This is a genomic window from Leeuwenhoekiella nanhaiensis (genome assembly GCF_002744755.1).
GTDB classification, from domain to species: domain Bacteria; phylum Bacteroidota; class Bacteroidia; order Flavobacteriales; family Flavobacteriaceae; genus Leeuwenhoekiella; species Leeuwenhoekiella nanhaiensis.
On the sequence record NZ_KZ319310.1, the window covers coordinates 1 to 22167 of the forward strand.

A 22167-nucleotide genomic window follows, 5' to 3' on the forward strand; every position below is an offset into this window, starting at 1 on the left:
GTTTAAAAGATTGAAACGAAAAGCCTGTCCCGAAGGGAACGCACTGATAAAAGTGACCCTAGTCTATCGAAAATTAGATAGAAGGATGGGTTTAGAAACTTCGGTATGTTCCCATTAAATAACTATTTGCCTCTTCTTCTTTGAAACGCGCGTTTTCTGCATCCCAATGCAGGGTTTGATTGGGAAAACGACCTGCTATGACGCCTAATAGGATAGTTTCGGTTAAACGTGCAGCATAATCAAAGGGTGCAGAAGGTTGACCTTTACCTAAACAGGCATCAATAAATTCGTGATAGTGCTTTGGGCTTTCGGCTTCATAGTCGCGTACAGGTGTTCCTAAATTATGCTTTTCAGAAATTGTTTTTATTTCCTTACTGATATCGACATATTTTCCTTTTACAATTTTAAGAGGTAGTTGCATAAAGTGGGGCAGAAGCAGTCTTCCCTTTTCACCCACAAACATGGCTCCCTGTTCGGGAAGTTGCCCTTTTTCGGCAATACCGGCATCTAAGGAGGTCTTCTCTTTTAGATTTTCATTTTTTGATGAATCAGACTTCGTATTTGTGGAGTCAGGAAGGATTAAATCTTCATTTAGTAAAGGTGCACCCGGACCATCGTACCAGATCCATTTTAAACTTTCTGTCGTGTATTTGGTACCTGGAAACTCATAGGTTACCATATTCTGTTCCGGATAGCCGAAATCATTAGGAGGGCGGCAGTCATTTTTTATAGTTTGAGGAACGCCTAATGCCAATGCATTGTACGGCGTGTCGAAAATATGCACTCCCATATCTCCCAGTGTCGCGCAGCCGTAATCAATCAGTTTTCTCCAGTTTGCCGGGTGATAAAAGCCTTCTTTGTATGGTCGCTCCTGTGCTGTGCCTAACCACAGATTCCAGTCCAGCTGCGGGGGGACAGGATCTGATCCTTCCGGTTCCGGTCCGTTATAGCCCCAGTTTTTGGGAGACCAGGCGTGAACGGTGTGTACTTTGCCTATAATTCCCGATTGTATGAGAAGGGTTGCTAACTTGTAATCGTAAAACGAGTGCACCTGAATACCCATTTGGGTCACCAGATTTTTGTTAGCCGCCAATTGCCGCATTTCACGGGATTCTGATACATAGTGCGTTAGGGGTTTTTGGCAGTAAACCGGCTTGTTATTTTGCATCGCGAGGAGCGCAGCCGGTGCGTGAATATGATCTGGAGCCGAAATAACCACGGCATCGATCTCGTCTCCCAACTCTTTGAGCATTGCGCGGTAGTCAAAGAATATTCGGGCTTGAGGATGATTTTTATGGGCTACAGCTAAATTGATCGCGTCCACATCACAAAGGGCTTTTACAACGACCTGAGGATGCGAAGCCATAGCCTTCAAATCTTCGGCACCCATACCGCCAACGCCTATATGCGCCGTACGTACAATTTCATCCTGATTTTTTAAGCCATATTCTTTGGTGTTGGCTTGTGCTTCTTTAGCCAGTATGGTTCCGGAGGTCATCAGCCCTAAAGCGCCAATGCCACTTTTCTTCAGGAAATCTCTTCTTTTATTGTATTGTGCTGCCATTATAAGCTTTTGATTTTAATATTTCTAAACCAAATAGGGCTTGAATGATCCTGGAGCCCAATATTACCCGTTTTAAATTTGCCATAATCAGGCGCATTGTCCCACTTACCCGATTGTTTTTTTTGCTGCCATTCTTCAGACCAGGGAACAAATTCAAGAATTTTTTCACCATTGAGCCAATGTTCCACTTTTTCGGGGGTAAAGACTATTTTGGTGGTATTCCATTCTCCCGCAGGATTGAGCTGTTTTTTAGATAGGTCTGGTGTGTGCATCGCATAATCTGCTCCCGTACTCTGCCAGTCCTGTAATTCTTCAGGATGTGCTGCTCCAAATTGGGAGTTGTAGCTCGTGAGATCATGTATTTTGGCATAGTTCTCATCGTCTATAAGCTGATATTCGGGAGCAACTTCGGGTGGACCCGAATAGCCTTCTTTCACATGGTAAAAGATGCCGCTGTTTCCGCCTTCCGGGATTTTCCATTCCAGATACAGTTCAAAATTGTCAAACTCTTTAGCTCCGTAGATGATGTCTTTTCCCCCTTCATAATTTTGTTCAAGGCCTAATTCCGTATCAAACGTAAGCACACTGTCTTTGACCGTCCAGCCCGGCGGAAGTGAATCCATGCCATAACCCCGCCAGCCTTCGAGCGAAGAGCCGTCAAAAAGATACGTCCAATCCTGAGCTGCAGGTTCAACAGGAATTTCTTCCTGCGCTTGTTCCGTTTTATTTTTACAGGAAACACTGCTCAACACTAAAATGCTTAGCAGGAGCGATTTGATAAGAGGTGAAGTTTTGGTTGGAATCATGGAATTAGAAATTGACAGGTTATTTATTTCAAGAGCTTTATTAAAAATACTAAAAACAAGAATAGACATCCCGAAGACTTTTGAAAGTTTCGTTACTAAAAACCTACTACCTGATTAGACTTCGCTTTGAAACGAGATAAAATCTGAGCAAACATCTATTTTAATTAACTTGCCTCTTTATGCAGCATCTCAATCTAAATTGGAAAGAAGAAGAATTTTGGAATGCCTTATCGCACGGCATCGGGGTTTTGATGGGAATATTCGGACTTTATTTACTGTTGACAGAAGATCACTACAAGTCTGATTACAGCACCTTAAGCATTTTATTTTACGGAGCTTCGATTCTTATTCTGTATATCGCATCTACCGTGTATCATCTGCTTGCGCACGTTTCGTGGAAACAGATTTTTAGAAAAATAGATCATATCAGTATTTATTTCCTGATCGCAGGGACCTATACCCCGGTAGCACTTATATCTTTAGCCGATGGTAATGGGTGGATTATTTTCTGGACGGTATGGGGTATTGCTGCTTTAGGGACGATCTTAAAGCTATTCTTTACCGGGCGTTTTGAAGCGCTTTCGCTGATTTTGTATCTGGCCATGGGATGGTTGATCGTACTGGATTGGGATAATCTGATAGCTGTTTCTTCAGAGCAGGGCATTCAGCTTTTAATGCTGGGCGGTGCGTTTTATACGCTGGGCATTGTTTTTTATGTGATCCGGAAAATTCCCTTCAATCACTTTATCTGGCACCTCTTTGTATTGGGAGGCAGTATTTGTCACTTCCTGTTTATCCTGACCGATGTGATTTAGGCTGTGATAAAATCCTGATACTCGTACCAGAACAATTCAAACTTCTGCATATGTTCGTTGAAAAAGTCAAAGACTTCCGGCCAGTGCGTTTTGTTATGAATATTCACTCCGGTTTTTTCCACATAAATTCTTGAAATGATCTTGCCACTGCTGCGCAAATAGTTTTGTTTTAAACTGACATCTTCGGATATTTCAGCTTTCAGGAGGTTTTTCAGGCTTTCAAATTTCTCAAAATAGTACTCGCGAATGAGTTCATCGTGTGTTTCAATATCGAAAGAAACCTGAGCTTTTTGGTTGTCAAAACTGAATTTGAGATTGATTTCTTTAACCTTGGTATCGTAAAGCAACCATTTTCGCGGATAGCGTTTTCCGAAAAAGATCCAGAAATCCTGACGTATTTGTTTCGATTCTTCTTTGCTAAACATATTACAGGATGTAAGCTAAACCAATTCCTAAGAGAATTACACCAAATTTACTCGCATTAAACTGATGGTTTTTTGAAGACTCAAAAAGAATTGTGGTTGAAACGTGCAGTAAAATACCTACCACCAACGCGTTGATATTGCTTTTTATGACAGGTGACCAAATGTCTAATTGTCCCAGAAAACTGCCTAGCGGAGTCATTAAGGCAAAGATCAGTAGGAATACCAATACCTGAATGCGGCTGATGTTTGAGACCAGTAGAAAGGAACAGATGATGATTGCAATGGGTATCTTGTGAATTACGATTCCGTAAACAAGATCCTGATTTTCGGCCAATGGAAAGCCTTCAAAAGCCGAATGTATGCACAGACTTATGAGTAGCAACCACGGAATTTGACGTCTTTCGTTATCCAGATGTAAGTGGCCGTGTTCCGCACCACGGGAAAGAAATTCCAGTAAAATTTGCAGCAGCAATCCGCCCATAATAAACAGGCCGGTATTTTTTGAGCCGGAAGCATACAACTCGGGCAAAAACTCAAAAATGGTTATCGATAACAAAAATGCACCGCTAAAGGAGAGCAATAATTTTACGGCATTGTTGATTGCGGGTTTTATAAAATAAGCAATAAGAAATCCTACCAGAACGGCGGCTACAGGTAAACTAAAAATCATATTCTAAATGGCTAGGCGTCGTTAGTCGTACTAAGCCGGTAAAATTAACCTATTTTTGCAATCTAAATTTTTAGGATGGAAGGCAACTTTAAAATGCTGGCCAAAACCTTGTTTGGTTTTGAAGAATTATTAGCTCAGGAATTGCGTGAATTGGGCGCCGGCGATATAACAATAGGCACCCGGAGCGTTAGTTTTACAGGCGATAAAGGCTTTATGTATAAGGCTAATTTATGCTGCAGAACTGCGATTAAGATTTTAAAGCCACTAAAATCTTTTGTGATCAAAGATGAAAACGCACTTTATGCAGCTGTTAAAAGTATCGACTGGAGCCAGTATATGCGCGTTAACGATACGTTTGCGGTGAATGCAACCATCAGTGGCGAGCAGTTTACCCATTCGCTTTTTGTGGCTCAAAAGGCCAAAGATGCGGTGGTTGATCAATTTAGAGAGCAAACGGGCGACCGACCTGACGTAGATTTAAAGTTCCCGGACTTAAGTATAGACGTGCACATACGGGAGAACCGCTGCACGCTTTCTCTGGATAGTAGTGGTGTGTCTTTACATCAACGCGGCTATCGTTTGTCTACCAATATTGCCCCTATAAATGAAGTGCTGGCAGCGGGCTGTTTGATGCTCGCCGGCTGGAAAGGGCACAGCGATTTTATGGACCCGATGTGTGGGAGTGGAACTATGCTCATCGAGGCAGCTATGATCGCCTGCAATATTCCGCCTAATTTAAACCGAAGACAATTTGGTTTTGAAAACTGGCATGATTGGGATCCTGATTTGTTTGATGTTATAGAAGCTGCTGCGTTGAAGAAAATTCGTGAGTTTCATTTTACGATAAAGGGTTATGACCTGGATGCTTCGGTTATTGAAAAAGCAAAGGAAAACATCAATAACGCCGGGTTGAATGAATTCATTACGATAGAAAAAGCCGATTTCTTCAAGACGGAAAAAGAGAAGGAGCGTCATTTGCATATGGTTTTCAATCCGCCATATGGCGAACGGATTCCGGTAGAGATGGAGGAATTCTACAAAAATATAGGAGATACCCTGAAGCAAAACTACAAGGACACCGAAGCCTGGTTTATCACTTCAAACCTGGAGTCTTTAAAGCACGTTGGCCTGCGCACTTCCCGAAAAATTAAGTTGTACAACGGTTCGCTGGAGTCGCGCCTGGTGAAATACGATATCTACGCGGGTTCTAAAAAAGCGAAATACCAAAACGATTAGTTTTTAGAAATACGAAATACGAAATACGAAATACGAAATACGAAATACGAAATACGAAATACGAAATACGAAATACGAAATATAAACTCTAGACCACCTTTTTAATTACCCGAAGCTTATGGGTATGCGTTCGTTTTTCGGCATTGTAGATGCCTGTATGGTCAATGCGGTCGATGCGTACTTCGCCGTGTGCATGAATGATGTGATTGTCTTGTAACATGATTCCCACGTGTACAATTCTGCCCTCATCATTATCAAAAAAAGCTAAATCTCCCGGTTCACATTCTTCAATAAAGCTTAAAGGTTCGCCCTGTGCGGCCTGTTGTGACGCATCACGAAATAAAGCGTGCCCGTTAAGGCGGTAGACCATTTGGGTAAAACCACTACAGTCGATGCCAAAAGGCGTGCGGCCACCCCATAAATACGGACTTTTCAAATACAGAAGTGCCGTATTTACAAAAGCGCTCTTGTCTTTTTTTTCGGAAATGGTATTGCCTTCATACTGATCGCCGGTAAGATCTAAATTGGCCAGTTGTGCGCCAAGCGGAATGCTCAAGACGTGATTGTCTGAAGAAGTAGCCATTTGTAGCAAATCGGTAGCTAAAACGGGCGTGCGCTCATCTGCTGCAAAATAATCTTCTTCGGTGATTTCTTTAAACTGTTTGTTGTCTATCCAGCCCTCATACTTATCGTGAGCTAAGCGAATGCGGCTCCATTTTTTACGGATTTCGAGCACTTTAAAGTGTTCGCCATAAAGCACCTGATTTACCATTTCGCCGGCGTCTGAGGGTTCCAGACGCATAGGTACAATACTTAAAGGGCAAATGCCATAATTCATCAGGCTGATTCAAATTTTGGTAAACAACTTCGTATCATTACGCGAAGCATTTCATTGAACAAAAATCGAAAGCGTCTTCTTTTAGTGAAGCTCACTTCGTGAGTAAAAGTAATTCAAATGATTTTTCTGTACCAAATAGATTATTAACATTTGCCCTGTAAGCTCAATTTATCTGCTAATCACCATTGCCGAAGCACCGCCGCCACCATTGCAAATCGCAGCAGCTCCCAGCTTAGCATTATTCTGTTTCAGGACGTTGATAAGTGTTATTAAAATACGCACCCCGCTACATCCTAAAGGATGTCCAAGCGATACAGCGCCTCCATTGACATTCACTTTTGAGGCATCAAGGTCCAGAATTTTCATATTGGCAAGACCCACAACCGAGAAGGCCTCGTTAAATTCGAAATAATCCACTTCATCCTGAGCGATTCCGGCTTTATCGAGGGCTTTAGGTAAAGCTTTAGAAGGAGCGGTGGTAAACCACTTCGGCTCTGTTGCGGCATCGGCATAACTTTTAATGGTACAAAGCACTTCCAGACCCAGTTCGTCTGCTTTTGCTTTGCTCATCACAATTACAGCCCCTGCACCATCGTTTATGGTAGATGCATTGGCAGCTGTTACGGTTCCATCTTTAGAGAAGGCAGGGCGTAGACTGGCAATTTTGTCCATACGCACATTTTTAAACTCTTCATCTTCCTTAACGATAAGAGGCTCCCCACGTCTTTGAGGTACTTCAACAGGGATAACCTCGTCGTCAAACTTTCCGGCTTCCCAGGCAGCGGCAGAACGCTTATAACTCTCCATTGCAAAAGCATCCTGATCTTCTCTGGAGAACTCATATTCTTTGGCACACAAATCGGCACAAACCCCCATAGCGTTTCCGTCATAGGCGTCTACCAAACCGTCTTTCTGCATCCCGTCAACCAGTGTGGCAGGGCCAAATTTAGTTCCGTTACGCATCTGCACGTAGTGCGGAATCTGACTCATACTCTCCATTCCGCCTGCGATGACAATCTCATTATCGCCCAGCGCAACAGATTGTGCAGCAAGCATGACCGCTTTCATACCCGAAGCGCAAACTTTATTTACCGTGGTACAGGGCACTGTGTCGGGGATTCCTGCTCCCAGAGCCACCTGCCGTGCCGGAGCCTGACCTACACCGGCCTGAACCACATTGCCCATAAAGACTTCATTGACCAATTTCGGATCGAGATTTATTTTATCTAAAGCCCCTTTAACAGCAGCGACGCCCAGTTGAACGGCAGTCAGTGAAGATAAGCTTCCTAAAAAACTACCTATAGGCGTGCGTACCGCAGAGACAATAACAATTTCCTTTTGCATAATAGTGTGTCTTAATTTTAGTGTTCTGCAAATTTAAAGAATACCTTACGAAAACGTTATATTTTAGCAAGGCTTTAGTCTTTAGCGGAAAGCCCTTTATTTAGTATTTTTACGGGGCGCGAAGCTATGATGCAGGATATCAAGTGAGATGCTTCAATTTAAAAGAAAGCATTTCTTTTAACCGAAGGCATAATTTGCCGCATTCTGAACATATCTGACCGAATTAAACTAATTTGCCTGCTCCCAGAGTCTTTTTATGAGTGACCTATTAAACCGTTTTTACAAAAATCAAGGTTCTATTTACAAGGTGCTGCTGTGTATTGCCAGTACCATTCTCATTGTGTATTTGTTTCCTAAAAGCGGTAAGTTTCAGTTTGATTTTCAGCAAAATAAACCCTGGCAGTATGACAATCTTTATGCGCCGGTAGATTTTGCTATTTTAAAAAGCGACGAGCAGCTTGAGGTGGAACGTGCAGAAGCTCGTGATAATATTATTCCCTATTTCAACTACGATCAGGATATCGCCAATGAGGCTAAGGCGGCTTATGAGAATCAGTTTGCTTCAGTCTTTACCGATTCAATTTTTAAAAACCGTCAAAAAGAGCTTAAATCTTTTGGACATCAGATTTTAGATGACATCTATAAATACGGAGTCATCAGCGATTTGACAGCCTTTGAAGACGGACGTAAAATCTATCTAAGACGGGGCAACGAGATCGAAGAAACGTCTATTGAAAACCTGAACACCACAGACGAGATCACAACACTTATCAACCGAAGGCTGGTTAATGGGCCTTACGTTCAGGCTGTAAACCGGTTTAAGGAGTTGTTTTACGACATCGTACAGCCCAATGTGTTTTATGACGAAAAGCTAACTACCAAAGAGCTCAACGCCGAACTCAGTAAGATAGCACCTACTAAAGGTGTGGTCAATAAAGGCAGCCGTATCGTAGCCAAAGGCGAGATCGTTGAGCAAAAGACCTATCAGGTATTAAAATCCCTGCAGGCTGAGTACGAGTCGCAAACCTGGACAGCCAGCAAATACAATTGGGTGGTCTTTGGTTACGTGCTTCTGGTTTCGGTAGCGCTTTCCATGTTATTATTGTTTATACGCAATTACCGGGAACAGGTATTTGAAAACAATACCAAAGTCACTTTTATATTTTTCAACATCATCCTGATGGTGTTATTCACCACGCTTATCGTAAAATACGATGCGAATTATGTTTATGTGGTACCGCTGTGTATTCTTCCGCTGGTGATTAAGGCATTTTTTGATGCCCGTCTGGGTTTATTTACTCACGTGATTGCGATTTTACTGCTTGGGTTTATTGTGCCCAACACTTCAGAATACATGTTTCTGCAAGTGATTGCCGGGATTGTGACCATTCTTACAGTTTCCGAATTGTATAAGCGGGCAAACCTCTTTATTTCGGTAGGCCAGATTACGTTTATTTATATTCTGGGTTATTTCGCCTTTCACATCATTCACGAGGGAACTATTGATAATCTCGAGTGGGAAACCTTCAGTATGTTTATCATTACCGGACTCGCAACCTTGTTTGTGCAGCCACTTATTTATGCTTACGAAAAGATTTTTGGCCTTGTTAGTGATTTGTCGTTACTAGAGCTTACCGATACGAACTCCAAATTGCTGAAAGAGTTGGCAAACAAAGCGCCGGGCACCTTTCACCACAGTTTGAATGTGGCTAATCTGGCGGAAGCAGCAGCTAATGAAATCGGCGCAAACTCGATGTTGGTTAGGGTAGGAGCCTTGTATCACGATATAGGTAAAATGGTCAACCCTACTGATTTTACCGAAAACCAGTCCACCGGAATCAATACGCACGAGGATTTATCGCCTGATGAAAGCGCTCGTATCATCATTGATCACGTTCTAAACGGTATTGAAATCGCCCGAAAGAATAACCTGCCTGATCGCGTTATCGATTTTATACGCACGCACCACGGTACGAGTACGGTCTATTACTTCTACAAAAAAGCACAGGAGCAGGACGGCGAAGTAAATATAGAAGACTTTAAGTATCCGGGACCTTTACCCTTTAGTAAGGAAACAGCGATATTGATGATGTCTGATAGCGTGGAGGCGGCCAGTAAGAGTCTTAAAAACCCTACTTCGGTCCTGATTGACTCGTTTGTAGAGAAAATCATCAACAAACAGATGGACGAAAATCAATTTTTAAATGCCAATATTACCTTTAAAGAAATTCAGACAATCAAGAAGGTTTTAAAGCTAAAGCTTAATAATATTTATCATTTGCGTATTGAATACCCGGAATAGTTTTTTAGCGGAATTCTTAGAATCAATCAGTTAGAATAAAAATTAAAATTTCTCTTCAAAATACCCCAAAAAGCTTTGGTTGATCAAAAGTTTAAATATATATTTGCACCCGCGTTTTGAGACAGAGACGCTAGTTCTTAGGAGAGGTGCCGGAGTGGTAACGGAGCAGATTGCTAATCTGTCGACGGGTAACCGTCGCCAGGGTTCGAGTCCCTGTCTCTCCGCAACAAATTGAAAAGATAACCGAAATTCAATCGGGGTGTAGCGTAGCCCGGTTATCGCGCCTGCTTTGGGAGCAGGAGGTCGCAGGTTCGAATCCTGCCACCCCGACGAACCACATACAAGTGGAAACTAAAAGCCTGTTAATCTATTGATTTACAGGCTTTTTTATTTTATACCCTATCAATTGATAGGGTTTGATACCAAGCAGTTTAGTGAATGATTCGGTGAATACTTTTTTAAGCTCGATTCACTATCTTAGAAGGACATTTTGAAAGGTTTGACTCTCGTCTTTGAAAAACTAATGTTTCATTAAAAGACGCTCGAAATGCCTGATTTTACTACCTTTTCCGTATTATTCTTCACTAGAAAATTAAATCGGAACAAACCGGAATTATCTATTTACGCCCGGATAACCGTAGATGGAAAATGCTCAGAAATGAGCTTAAAAAGAAAAACTTCAGTGAATAATTGGGACACTTCTAAGGGAAGAGTCCGGGGAACCACAGCAAAAGCAAGAAATTTAAACAGTTATTTAGACCAGGTTTACTCCAAGTTGCTGGATGCCCATAAAAAGCTTTTGGATAAAGACTCACTCATTACAGCAGATCGAATCAAAGCTTATTATTTAGGTTTTGACGAGGATCATATGACGCTGTTGGATATCATTGACTATCACAATAACAAAATGCAAGGGGTTCTCAAATGGGGTACGCTTAAGAACTATTATACTACAGCGGAATACCTTTCCAGGTTCTTAAAAGAAATAAAGAAAACCGACAACATATACTTAAAGCAAATCAATTATCAATTCATAACCGAATTTGAAGATTTCCTGCGTAAGGTTAAACCCAAAAAAGGGCAGAAGCCCTGTGGGCCAAATGGAACGATGAAGCACTTAGAACGCTTTAAAAAGCTCCTGAACTTAGCTATTAAACTGGAATGGTTGGTTAAAAATCCATTCCACAGTTATTCTTTTAAATTTGAGAAGAATGACCGCCAGTTTTTAACGGAACGCGAATTGCATAAACTGGAAGAGACCTTTTTCAAAAGTGCATCGCTCGAACGGGTGAAAGACCTGTTTTTGTTTTCTTGCTATTCCGGTTTATCGTATATAGATTTAAAAGAACTGACCACAGATCAATTGGTCAAGGGAATGGACGGTAAAGATTGGATTTATACTAAGCGCGAGAAAACCCAGCAGTCAGTAAAAATACCTTTGTTGCACTCTGCAAATACGATTCTAAAGAAATATAGAGGGCATAATATTTTAGAGGATTCAAATGCGGTCTTTCCAGTGATCTCTAATCAGAAAATGAATAAGTATTTAAAGGATATCATGCTGGCTATTGGAGTTCGAAAGAAAATCACCTTTCACTCTGCCCGGCACACCTTCGCTACGGTGGTTATGCTGTCCAATGGCGTTCCCATTGAAACCGTTTCTAAAGTTTTAGGACACACCAAGTTATCTACTACTCAGATTTATGCGAGGGTTATGGAAGATAAGCTTAGTAAGGATATGGGAAGATTGGATCAGATGATCAGGACAAGAGGGCTGCAACAAGAAGTTAAATAGAATTAGATGTTTTATATCATAAAAGACTTTTTCTATAAGATGTTGAACTCTGAATCCGTAGAAACCTTCTTACGACAGGCTTTAAAAACCCGTATCACATTTTCCATTAGTTTAATTTTTAAGATATGGGAGTTTGCTAATTTAGAACCTTATATAAAGAAATAATCTATCTGATATTGAGCATTTATAAGCTTGAAATTCTCTAGTTTTAAAAGTCTCGATTAAACACTAGGAGATCAGTTAAGAAGACTATTAAAGATAATGAGAAAAGAATAATCCTAAAAGCTACAGAAATGAGAAAACTTATACTTGTATTGCTTTTATTCAGTTTAGGGAATTTACAAGCGCAAAACTCTTATTCCTATAAAGCCTCATACCGTTTGGAATATCAGGTAGATTCAACCGATAGGAATTCCATTAAATCTGAAACAGGCGTACTTTATTTAGGAGAGGGACACTCTCGATATTCCAGCTTGGGTCAGGCGGTTAAAGATTCTTTAGAGAATATGATAGATCCTGTAATGATGAGGATGGATGAGTACAATCAAATGACTGATTTTAAATACACGATCTTTAAAGATTACCAGGACAATGAACTTATTTTAGCCGAGAAGATATTCCAGTATGAATTGAAATATACACAAGATTTAAAAATAATCGATTGGGAAATTCAGCCAGAGAATAAGGAGATATTAGGGTTTAGCGTTCAAAAGGCTACAGGTTCTTTTGCCGGTAGAAATTATGTTGCTTGGTTTGCTCCTGAATTACCATTTTTGGATGGGCCATATAAATTTAGTGGTTTACCAGGACTCATTGTAGAAATTTCAGACCTGAAAAATCAGTATCATTTTAGATTAACGGGATTTCAGGAATTAAAAACACCGGTGAACAAATCACTGAATTTTGATAATTACAAAACTGTTTCTCAACAAGAACTTGATCAGGTTCGAGACGATTATAATCGTGATCCTATTGGTACCATGCAAAAGGCAGGTATAAAATTCGGTTGGAGCGAAGAAGATGAAGCTAGACAAAAAAAAGAACTCACTAGTAAGTACAAGAAGCGAAATAATCCAATTGAACTTCAGCAATAAAAATCATTATTAATCAAAAAATATTGAATAGTTCTAAACATATATATCCCTTTCTGATATTGCTTTTCTTTAGTTTGGCTGGCTATTCTCAAACGCAAATCTCGGGGCAGACTTTCAACGATCAAAAAGAAAAGCTTAGTGGTGCAACTGTGATGGTTAGTAAAGATTCTGTTTCTTCGATATTGGCTTATGCTATTTCAGATGCAAATGGAAAATTTAAATTAGTTCTAAAAAATGAAAGTGATTCTCTTCTTTTAAAAGTTTCATATCTGGGTTTTGAAACGTTTAAAAAAACGATTCAGAATAAGTCACAGACCTTGGAAGTTATCCTTTCGCCTTCTTCTGAATCTTTGAAAGAGGTGCTCGTTAAATCTGAAATTTTGCAACAACGTGGCGACACCCTTAGTTTTTCTGTAGCCGCATTTAAGGATAAAAATGATCGGGTGATTGCTGATATTTTAAAGAAATTACCAGGAATAGATATTCGACCAAACGGACAGATCTTTTATAAAAATGAGCCTATTCAAAAGTATTATATCGAAGGTTTGGACCTGTTAGGAGGTCGTTATAATCTGGCAAATAATAATCTTTCTGCCAATTCGGTTTCTAGAGTCGAGATCCTGGAAAATCATCAGCCGGTAAAAGTTTTGGATAGTTTAGAGTTTTCTGAACGCGCTTCGATAAATATCAAGCTTAAAAAAGATGTAACTGTAAGCGGAACGATGACGGCAGGGCTCGGAGCTTTGCCTTTGCTTTGGGAAACAAATGTTACTCCTATGATCTTTACAAAAAGCAGACAGGCGATCGTTAGTTACCAAAGCAATAACACCGGGCGTGACGTTTCAGGCGATATCCGCAATTTTTCGATTAATTCTGGGGAAAACTTTGATATCGATAAAACCGATTGGCTTTCAGTTCAGAATGTATCACAGCCACCATTTTCTGCGGAACGTTGGTTGGATAATAATGTACATTTAGCCTCAGCAAACATCTTGCAGCGCATAAAAGAAGATTTGGATTTAAAACTGAATATTTCTTATCTCAATGATTATCAGCAGCAGGACGGAAGCACACAAACTCGTTATTTTACGCCTACTGATACAATCGATTTGATCGAAAATACCAATAACGATATCTTTGTAAACAAGTTAGAGGGAGAACTAACTTTAGAGAACAATGCCGATAAAAATTATCTGAAAAATCAATTAGAATTTAATGGATTTTGGAATGCCAATCGCGGCTTGATCGATCGTTCCAACTCACAAATAAAACAACAGTTGGATAATCCGTTCTTCGGAATTAAAAATGATCTACGCCTGCTTAAAACTGTTGGAAAACAATTGATCACTTTCAATTCTAATAACGGTTTTACAGAAACCAATCAGGATTTACGGGTGCAACCAGGGCCATTTGAAGCTATTTTTAATGATGGTAATTCATATGAGGAAATTCAGCAAATGGTCTCATCAAGGAAAATGTATACTCATAATTCAGCAGGCATTACCAAGGCGCTCGGCAAATTTACCATATCTCCAAAATTTGGATTTTCATTCCAGAATCAGCAATTAGACACCGATATTTTTCTGGAAAATGGGGAAGAGGTTTTAGATATTGATTTTAAAAACAGAACCGAATTTGTAGAGTCTTCGGTCTATTTTAAAAACGCTTTCAGTTTTAAAAGTAAGGATGAAACCTGGAATTTAAGTTTAAGTACGCCGCTTCAATTTAAAAGTTTTCGGCTGGAGGACGAGAATTTTGAAGAAGCCAGAGAGTTAGATAGACTGGTTTTTGAACCGTATTTTTATGCAAAGAAGAAGCTTTCAGCATTTTGGGACGCACAGGCTTCAGCAGGATTAGTATATGATTTTGGGGAACTTCAGCAATTATATTACGGCTTTTTACTCAATGGCTATCGAAATTTAAATCGGTACAACGCACCAATTTCTGAAGAAACACGGCAAAATTATAATGGAGGTCTAAGCTATCGGAATCCGTTAAAGCAATTATTTTTAAACGCTTCTTATTCCTATAGTTATACAGAAAAAAACTTATTGTATAGCTCTAGTATAGGTGAGAACGGGACAACACTTTTAGAAGCTGTAGCTCGCGATAATAGTTTTGATACTCATAAGTTTAGTGCAGATGGAAGTAAATATTTCAGAAAACTAAAGACTACATTTAAACTGAATACTTCTTATAATTTATCAAAACAGCAACAGCTTTTAAATAATACCCTGACGGAGCTAAATACTCGAAGTTTCACGCTACGAGGGAGTGTAGATGCCGAACTTTCGAATTGGTTAAATGCTAATTATTCTGGTACTGTTGTAACGTATACCTCTGGGTTTGGAGAACGTGATTTTCAAAAAATAGAAACACAACAACACACGGTCGATCTTTATTTTTACCTTAAAGAGAATCAATATTTAAATGTAAGTGGCGAATATTATGGGAATTCCCTTTCTGAGAATGGGAATAATTATTTTATGAATTTAGGCTATCAGTTTACTTTTCAAAAACCAAAAATGGATCTAAATATTAGCTGGCGAAATATTTTGAATACCGATGAGTTTATTAATGCCTATAATAATCAATATTACTACGTACAAAGTAGTTATCGATTAAGACCATCTCAATTGTTAGCGACTTTAAGATTTTCGTTTTAAAAAAGTAATCATTTTTAGTAGCGTAGCGAATATAAAATGAGTAGCAAGAGGGTAACACGCTGCGCGATGTTACGGGAATGTAACTCATTTTATTTCAGTGGTTTATGGTTTGTTTTTCTGCTGGATTTTGAACAATTTGCGACAAATGTGCTTTTAAGCCCTATAAACAGGCTGATTTTTGCGACATATCCTATTTAGATAGGGGTAAAGAAGGATAATTTAGGTAGTCCTCACCACATTCCCCTGCACGGGGCTTCGGGGAAAGAGGTTCGTCCAGAAGGTCTTGAACACAGGCCAAAAATGTCAGGGTTTTAGTATGACTACGTGTTAGCCATTTTTTGGCCTGAGTTCGCCGGGCATCCTAACTTAGAATGACAATCTTTTACTTTCCTGATTTAGTTTCTTTTTAATACACTTCCGACAGCATACCTTTTAGGATAGCAAAAGTACAGGATTCTAAATTAGTCGGGCGCATAAACCGGTCGGCTCTGCCTTCCTATTTATAGCCCTCTTCTAATTTAAAATCCCGAAGGTGAAAACTATCAAAAAAGGTATTGCGACGGCTCTGGAGGAAGTAAATGAAACACCAAAATTCCGTATGCGTTTTGATCTACGATGCTATTTCAATTGAGCAAAAAAGGATTTGCTCAAGATGAAATAAGTAAATGGTTTAGCGTTTTGTATGCGTTGATGATTCTTCACTTAATAACTCTATTGTTTCATCTAGAAACTGCATTTCGGAAAATGGAAGCAGTTTAATAGCAATCCCTATAACATCGGCTACATTGTATTCGATTTCCGTTGGATTGGTTTCAGGAACGGCGTGCATACCTTCCAAAGCTTTTTTTGAAGTTTTAAGTAGATCGGCAATCCGATGCATGAGTTCCGAGTAATTGGTAGCCAGGCCACAGGTGTAGTTTATGTTCCGGGAATCATTAATTAATTCGATATGTCTCCTTTTAAGCTCCAGGAGCTGATCTAAAAGTTTCTTGGTTTCCATAGTTCTTGATTTTAATGTTGCAACTTCAGAACTAGTCTTTTGTAGTCTGCTGATTTAAGATTTCGTTGATTTTATCAATAAACTCCGCTTCTTCAAGGGGAAGAAGGTCTAGGGCGTGCTTCATTACTTCTGAAATACTGCGTTCGGGTTCTTTTAGAGGGCGATCACCTCCGCGTTCTATACCATTTAGAGCCATTACGCTCACTTTAATGAGGTCTTCTATCAAGAACATCAGATGCAGATGATTCTGAACGGGGAAGCAAATTTGTTGATGATGCCTAAAGTGGGGGTGTGGTCTCAGCTTTCTCAGGTGGTTTTCACCTACCTGTTTAAGGCGTTTAAGCATTTTCTTCTTTTTCATCAGCATTCGATTTAAGTAGTTTTTTGAGTTTATCAGGAAAGTGACTCCCTTCAGTATCTTCTTCGAGAATAGCCAGGATTTGTTGGTATTTAAACATATCATCATGTGGCATCATTTCTATAGCCATTTCTAATACCGTTTTTACACAGGTGTCAAGGTCCTGATGATTGAGTGTTTTAGAATGAAAACTTCCCTGACCGTCCAGAGCAAGAACGCAGACTTCAAGTAATGCTGTTACTTTCGAGAGGTAATCGGTATGATCGTCAAAAGGAATCGTCGCAGTGCTGAAAGTATGCCGGGCATTTTGCTCCTTCTTTAAACCGCAAGGGGAATTGGCTATTTTGCTCAAACATTTAAGTTTTTGTTTATTGATCTTATTGGTTTTCATCATCACTTGTTTTTAGGTGGTGCAGTTTTTTCAGTTCCTCAAGCTTTTTATCGGCCTCTCTTCGAGCGGCCTGAATAAATTTATAGGTAAGATGTTCCGCTTTTAGGGAGTCTGACTCAGAAGGATCTTCCTGTATCTTTTCGTTTAGGTTATAGTGGGCGTGACAAAGACGGGAATACATCAATTGAGATCGAAAGGATTTTTTAGGGTAGATGATCTTTGGAACTTCTGAAAACTGCTCACAGAGGTGCAATAAATAGGGAAGGGAATAATAGGTGGGCTGATATTCCCAAAAGACATAAATCAATCCCAGGCAGGCTTGTTGAATGGCCTGTTGTAACAGCAGGTATCTTCCCTGATTGCTCGGGTTTTCTTCACAGATTGTAGATTTTTCCTCAAAGTACAGTGCGTGTTCCAGCCTTTTATCCCAATGCATTTTGATTTCGCGAAACACATCGGGATGGCAGAGGTAAGAGCCTGATAATTCAAGCCGGTTGTCTTCGCTATAGAGCAAAGTGCCCTCCCTGAGTACCCGGTTTAAGAAATTGCAGCCGTAGTTGATTTTATTGTTGGCTTCCTTGAGAATGTAATGAATGGAATAGAGGGTAATCTGTTCCTGAGTCTTATTAAATACCTCATTCATAAATATTCTTGGGTCAGAAACCTGATCGTGGCTTATGATAAGCATTGTTAGCACATAGTGGGAACGCGGTTTTCTGGTTTTGGATAATCTAGTGGCAGACTCGTGAGTCGTTGTAACCTGGAGGTGCCTGATCAGATACACCTTATGCACTCTGCATAAGCTGCTGACGACAGCTATTACTTTATGGATTTCGGGTCTGGTGCTGGCTGGTGTTTTCATAGGCTGGCGATTAAAGGATTAACTAAACTCCGGCTGAATTTCATTTACTAAAACTTTTAAAAGAAAAGCCTTACTTTTGATTAGCTCTGAGTGTTTCAGGTTTCTGTTATCCTTTAAAAGTATAGCGGAGATGACGCGTACCCTACTAACGCGGATTGTGAATTACCTGTATAAACTTGTATTTTACCGGCACCAAAAAGGCAGAACTTAAGTGTACTAACAAAAAATAAAGCAGATGACTACCACCAAACCCAATCATATAGGCCGTAAAATTGCCCGCATCCGAGAACTGCGCGGGATGAAGCAGGAAACCCTTGCTGAAGAATTAGGCATTAGCCAACAAAGTGTGTCTACTCTTGAAAAAAGTGAAACGGTGGATGATGAAAAACTGGAACGGGTGGCGCAGGTTTTGGGAGTTACTAAAGAGGCGATAGAAAACTTTTCTGAAGAAAGGGTTATAAATTTCTTCAACAATTTCAATGACAATAGCTTTAGTAATAGCCAAGGTACTTTTGCTGCTTACAATTGTACTTTTAATCCCATTGATAAACTTGTTGAATCTTATGAGGAGAATAAAAAGCTATACGAGCGTTTAGTTCAGGCAAAGAAAGATAAGGTAGCTTATTTGGAAGAGTTGCTTAAGAAGAAATAGATTATATTTCATTCTCTCAATACAGAAACCTCATTTAAAAAAATTGAGGTTTTTTTATGCTCTATTTTAGAAGTTTATCAATATTACAGTGTTGTACTAGATTCCGAATCAGGTTAATTTGTTGATTTTTAAATTTATATATTGTATTAAGCTTGGAATATTTGGAAGGAAGATGACAAGAGTTATTATTTTCAGATGATTATTAGAAGAGTAAGCAACTACGGATTTGATTATTAACCTTCCAAAATCCCTTTAACTTATTGACAGTTTAAAATGAAGCATTATACAGAACATGAAGTAATTTATAACTTCGTTAAATTATATCTCAAAGCTCAAAAACTACAGTACTCTAAAAAAGAAATACCTCAACATGGACTCTTGATAAGCAAAGGAATATTGTATGAGGTAAAGGAAAACAAGAACGATTTAGAATTTGAGAAGGACTCGATTAACCTACAAAAGGTTGTACTTGAAGTGGCAGAAAATAAACTTAAAACATCCTTACCTAAGGATGTAAGTAAGGCTTTCAAGTTTATAGATGATTTTGAGGATTTACTAAAAAAGGAATACGATTGTGAGAGAGTAATAAACTCGTTTAGTACACTTATTATGGGGTTAAGAGGCTATGTGCTTTTAACTCTATATAATCGGGGCGTTGATGTAAAGTCTTTTATTCTGAACATCGATGCGGAGAAAAGAGGCTATTCATTGGCCTATCTTGAAGAAGTATTTTTTAATTACTTAATTCATTACGATTATTCTGAAGAGGAATTTTTTGAAATTTTTCTGAGGTTATGGAATGATAATCAAAGAAACTATAGCGTAAGGAAAGGACTGTGTAAACTGCCTAGTAAAGACCTTACAAAAAGCAAAGAATTATTAAAATATGCCAATCAAAAAATCGAAAATTTAGAAATGCTCTCTGAGCTATTAATAGGTCTGTACAATGAGGGAGAAACATCAATTCTGAAACAAATCTATACTATAAAGGGAAAAGATAACATCCTATTTTTGCATATTCTAAGCAGGATTAACTTTAAAAATGCAGAAGACGTTGATGAGTCTTTTACACAACTAGGAGAATTAGCCTATCAAGATATCTTATTGGCAAGACAACAATCCCTTTTACTTAGCAACATCATAAAAAATAGAAATTCAACTAAAAATATTAAAGAAAGCGCTTTTAAATATTGGCAGGAGTTTTTGAAAAATGGAGAAAATGAAATTTTAGAACAAGTTTTTCGTGATATATATTTTCTTAATGGCTATGAAAAAGAGAAATACGACCTACTGCATATTTATCTTAATAAAACAAAAAACTTCATCGTAATAAAGGACTTTTTTAGTTATAGTTTTCATGATCCTGCTTATGTGTTTGATATTATGATGAGATTTTACAATGCAAAACCCGACTATCGATTTTCTATGGAACTCTTTGAGAATGGGATAAGGCATTTCTGGAATACTAATCAAGATGAAACAGAGAAGCTAATACTCGATTTATTTAAACATGGTAATACTTTAGGAGTATTAGGCGTAAAAACAATTTTTACTGCGTACTTGGGAATCTTTCAAGTGGATTTAACAAAATTGAAGAAGGTTGAACATCAAGTTACCGCTATTGACAGTATTTGTAGACACCCGCATTCTTTCGATAAGCTGCTACCATTAATATTGCCTTTAAGAAACTCAAAATTTAATGATGTAAGAAATCATCTACAGAAAAACTTAGCCTTTAAAGTTTTTAAGACATATCACCAAAGTCTATATGAGCAAATAAAAGATATGTTAGGGAATGGCAAAGAAGATAAAGATTTTCTAGAGCCGATTAAAAATGCATTGGATGATTATGAAAAACTCAAAGAATTGAAAGAATCTATTGATGATTTAAATCCTTTTCAAAATGAAAGACATTTAATGGACTTGTATCACAGACTGAAGCGTGAAGCTCAAGCAAAAATGATGCGATCAATAAATCAAGGTACATTTATGCAAATGGCTAAAAATACAATTATCGTTAGGGGTAACTCTTGGATGATAAGAGAAGGAGAAATTACTCCGTTAAATCGGATTGAGAGTAAAATTCAAATAGATGGCGATAGCTATTTAAACCCAGACCTTTTTGAACATAAGCTTAATGTATCAAAATGAATATAAATCCACTCATAGTTAAATCATATTTAGAATCCTTAAAGGAAGACAACGAGTTAGATACAATTTTCACTCAATTATTACAAGTCTTAGATTTTGAAATACTTTCCACTCCACAAGAGTATAAAGGATTTTCGCAATACGGGAAGGACATTGTTGCAGTAAAAAAAGATTCAAATGACAATATTAAAAAGAGATTTTATTTTGAGTTGAAGGCCGGAGATATAGATAATAAAAACTGGTTTATAAATGGTAATGGAGTTAGAGACACTCTTAAAATGACTGCTGATAAGAATTTTAGCACTAATTATAAAGATTTTGATAAGTTGCCTATTAAAGTGATACTTGTATACAATGGAATGGTAAATGAAAAAATTAGAAACTTATTAAATGATTTATCTCAAAAAGAATTTATTAGTAAAGGCATTGAATTTGAAGAATGGAATATTTCAATATTATCTAAGAAATTTACGGACAACTTATTTGGGGCTTATCTTTTAACAGACCAGGAAACTACCAAAACTTTCAATAAGGTTTTATTGAATTTGAATGCTTCAAATCACATTTCAGAAGATTTTAAACGATTATTAGAAGATTTATTCAGTAAGAATAAATGGGAAGGTTGGAATAAGAAAAAAAGAGAATGGAAATTACTATTTCAAACCTTAAAACTCGTTTCTTTTATCATTTATACAGAGTCAAAAGAGTATAATAATCTCGATATAGCAAAACGCTACCTGACACATTTAGTTTTGAGGTTTTGGTATTGGGTATTAAAAAATAACTTGGAAAATGACAAAAAGATAAAAACATACTTTGATGAGGTTTTGAACTTTTACTTGTCTGTTTTGTCTGAATATTTCAAACGAACTTTATCGATTGCTAGCATTCAAGATGGTTTATCCTATGAGAATTCGGGTACCTATGAAGAAATCGGCTATACAAAACGAACATTTGATTATTTAGAATATCTTACTTTCTTCTTGAATATAAATTTATCGAACGAAGGAGAGCAAGAAAATATAAAGAAAATGCTTTCGGCTGTCATAAATGCGAATAATGTTTCATCGCGACCGTTGATAGATATAAATTCAATACCAATTGTTGATATTCTAACTATTTATATAACTCTCGATGATAAAACTAGTGCAACAAACTACTTACAAAAAGCACTATCTCATAAAGTGTGTAACTAAAA

Annotated in this window: 19 protein-coding genes and 2 tRNA genes; 11 read left to right on the top strand and 10 right to left on the bottom strand. The window is 38.3% G+C overall.

Annotated features, from left to right (window positions below):
• Nucleotides 1-91: 91 nt before the first annotated feature.
• Together CJ305_RS18295 and CJ305_RS18300 are read right to left on the bottom strand one after the other, a co-directional pair.
• Nucleotides 92-1564 carry a Gfo/Idh/MocA family protein gene (locus CJ305_RS18295; RefSeq protein WP_099647719.1) on the bottom strand — a complete coding sequence of 491 codons (1473 nt, stop codon included), beginning with the start codon at nt 1562-1564 and terminating at the stop codon, nt 92-94.
• Nucleotides 1564-2370 (bottom strand): 3-keto-disaccharide hydrolase, encoded by an 807-nt coding sequence (locus CJ305_RS18300; protein WP_099647736.1) that lies wholly within the window; start codon nt 2368-2370, stop codon nt 1564-1566. Before CJ305_RS18300 ends, CJ305_RS18295 begins: the two co-directional genes overlap by 1 nt.
• Before the next feature lie 179 nt (nt 2371-2549).
• Here CJ305_RS18300 and trhA point away from each other — a divergent pair, with 179 nt between their 5' ends.
• Entirely contained in the window at nt 2550-3185 is a 636-nt protein-coding gene (gene trhA / locus CJ305_RS18305; RefSeq protein WP_099647720.1) for a PAQR family membrane homeostasis protein TrhA, read from the top strand.
• Here trhA and CJ305_RS18310 read toward each other — a convergent pair.
• Together CJ305_RS18310 and CJ305_RS18315 are read right to left on the bottom strand one after the other, a co-directional pair.
• Nucleotides 3182-3610 carry a DUF4268 domain-containing protein gene (locus tag CJ305_RS18310; RefSeq protein ID WP_099647721.1) on the bottom strand — a complete coding sequence of 143 codons (429 nt, stop codon included), beginning with the start codon at nt 3608-3610 and terminating at the stop codon, nt 3182-3184. The genes trhA and CJ305_RS18310 overlap by 4 nt on opposite strands.
• Nucleotide 3611: 1 nt before the next feature.
• Nucleotides 3612-4280: a ZIP family metal transporter gene (locus tag CJ305_RS18315; RefSeq protein WP_099647722.1), complete on the bottom strand. Its 669-nt coding sequence runs from the start codon at nt 4278-4280 to the stop codon at nt 3612-3614.
• 75 nt (nt 4281-4355) lie between these two features.
• Here CJ305_RS18315 and CJ305_RS18320 point away from each other — a divergent pair, with 75 nt between their 5' ends.
• On the top strand, nt 4356-5516 hold the full coding sequence (locus CJ305_RS18320; RefSeq protein ID WP_099647723.1) for a THUMP domain-containing class I SAM-dependent RNA methyltransferase: 1161 nt from the start codon (nt 4356-4358) through the stop codon (nt 5514-5516).
• An 88-nt stretch (nt 5517-5604) separates the two neighbouring features.
• On the opposite strand, the gene CJ305_RS18325 is transcribed toward CJ305_RS18320, so the two are convergent.
• Nucleotides 5605-6354, bottom strand: a complete 750-nt coding sequence (locus CJ305_RS18325) for a C40 family peptidase (protein ID WP_099647724.1) — start codon at nt 6352-6354, stop codon at nt 5605-5607.
• A 168-nt stretch (nt 6355-6522) separates the two neighbouring features.
• On the bottom strand, nt 6523-7698 hold the full coding sequence (locus CJ305_RS18330; RefSeq protein WP_099647725.1) for an acetyl-CoA C-acyltransferase: 1176 nt from the start codon (nt 7696-7698) through the stop codon (nt 6523-6525).
• A gap of 256 nt (nt 7699-7954) precedes the next feature.
• Here CJ305_RS18330 and CJ305_RS18335 point away from each other — a divergent pair, with 256 nt between their 5' ends.
• From CJ305_RS18335 to CJ305_RS18360, 6 genes are all read left to right on the top strand, one after another.
• Complete coding sequence (locus CJ305_RS18335; RefSeq protein ID WP_099647726.1) at nt 7955-10000, top strand: HD family phosphohydrolase; 2046 nt, start codon at nt 7955-7957, stop codon at nt 9998-10000.
• A 140-nt stretch (nt 10001-10140) separates the two neighbouring features.
• Nucleotides 10141-10224: transfer RNA gene (locus tag CJ305_RS18340), tRNA-Ser, on the top strand.
• Between the two features lie 31 nt (nt 10225-10255).
• Nucleotides 10256-10330: transfer RNA gene (locus tag CJ305_RS18345), tRNA-Pro, on the top strand.
• Nucleotides 10331-10547: 217 nt separating this feature from the next.
• The gene (locus CJ305_RS18350) at nt 10548-11795 is read left to right on the top strand and encodes a site-specific integrase (RefSeq protein ID WP_099647727.1); all 1248 of its coding nucleotides are present in this window, start codon (nt 10548-10550) and stop codon (nt 11793-11795) included.
• A 293-nt stretch (nt 11796-12088) separates the two neighbouring features.
• Nucleotides 12089-12889: a GLPGLI family protein gene (locus CJ305_RS18355; RefSeq protein WP_099647728.1), complete on the top strand. Its 801-nt coding sequence runs from the start codon at nt 12089-12091 to the stop codon at nt 12887-12889.
• A 23-nt stretch (nt 12890-12912) separates the two neighbouring features.
• Nucleotides 12913-15555 carry a carboxypeptidase-like regulatory domain-containing protein gene (locus tag CJ305_RS18360; RefSeq protein ID WP_223248929.1) on the top strand — a complete coding sequence of 881 codons (2643 nt, stop codon included), beginning with the start codon at nt 12913-12915 and terminating at the stop codon, nt 15553-15555.
• 670 nt (nt 15556-16225) lie between these two features.
• On the opposite strand, the gene CJ305_RS18365 is transcribed toward CJ305_RS18360, so the two are convergent.
• Genes CJ305_RS18365 through CJ305_RS18380 form a run of 4 tightly spaced genes read right to left on the bottom strand, consistent with a single transcriptional unit; the run spans nt 16226 to nt 18166 of the window.
• Nucleotides 16226-16555: a hypothetical protein gene (locus CJ305_RS18365; protein ID WP_099647729.1), complete on the bottom strand. Its 330-nt coding sequence runs from the start codon at nt 16553-16555 to the stop codon at nt 16226-16228.
• A 31-nt stretch (nt 16556-16586) separates the two neighbouring features.
• Nucleotides 16587-16916, bottom strand: coding sequence for a hypothetical protein (locus CJ305_RS18370; RefSeq protein ID WP_099647730.1), 330 nt, complete (start codon nt 16914-16916; stop codon nt 16587-16589).
• Nucleotides 16894-17265, bottom strand: a complete 372-nt coding sequence (locus tag CJ305_RS18375) for a hypothetical protein (RefSeq protein WP_223248930.1) — start codon at nt 17263-17265, stop codon at nt 16894-16896. The genes CJ305_RS18370 and CJ305_RS18375 overlap by 23 nt, the downstream gene beginning before the upstream one ends.
• Nucleotides 17266-17290: 25 nt before the next feature.
• On the bottom strand, nt 17291-18166 hold the full coding sequence (locus tag CJ305_RS18380; RefSeq protein ID WP_143469418.1) for a hypothetical protein: 876 nt from the start codon (nt 18164-18166) through the stop codon (nt 17291-17293).
• A 235-nt stretch (nt 18167-18401) separates the two neighbouring features.
• Between CJ305_RS18380 and CJ305_RS18385 the strand changes: the two genes are divergently transcribed.
• From CJ305_RS18385 to CJ305_RS18395, 3 genes are all read left to right on the top strand, one after another.
• Nucleotides 18402-18818 carry a helix-turn-helix domain-containing protein gene (locus CJ305_RS18385; RefSeq protein WP_099647733.1) on the top strand — a complete coding sequence of 139 codons (417 nt, stop codon included), beginning with the start codon at nt 18402-18404 and terminating at the stop codon, nt 18816-18818.
• Between the two features lie 273 nt (nt 18819-19091).
• Complete coding sequence (locus CJ305_RS18390; protein ID WP_099647734.1) at nt 19092-20969, top strand: hypothetical protein; 1878 nt, start codon at nt 19092-19094, stop codon at nt 20967-20969.
• Nucleotides 20966-22165: a hypothetical protein gene (locus tag CJ305_RS18395; protein WP_099647735.1), complete on the top strand. Its 1200-nt coding sequence runs from the start codon at nt 20966-20968 to the stop codon at nt 22163-22165. Before CJ305_RS18390 ends, CJ305_RS18395 begins: the two co-directional genes overlap by 4 nt.
• Nucleotides 22166-22167: the final 2 nt, after the last annotated feature.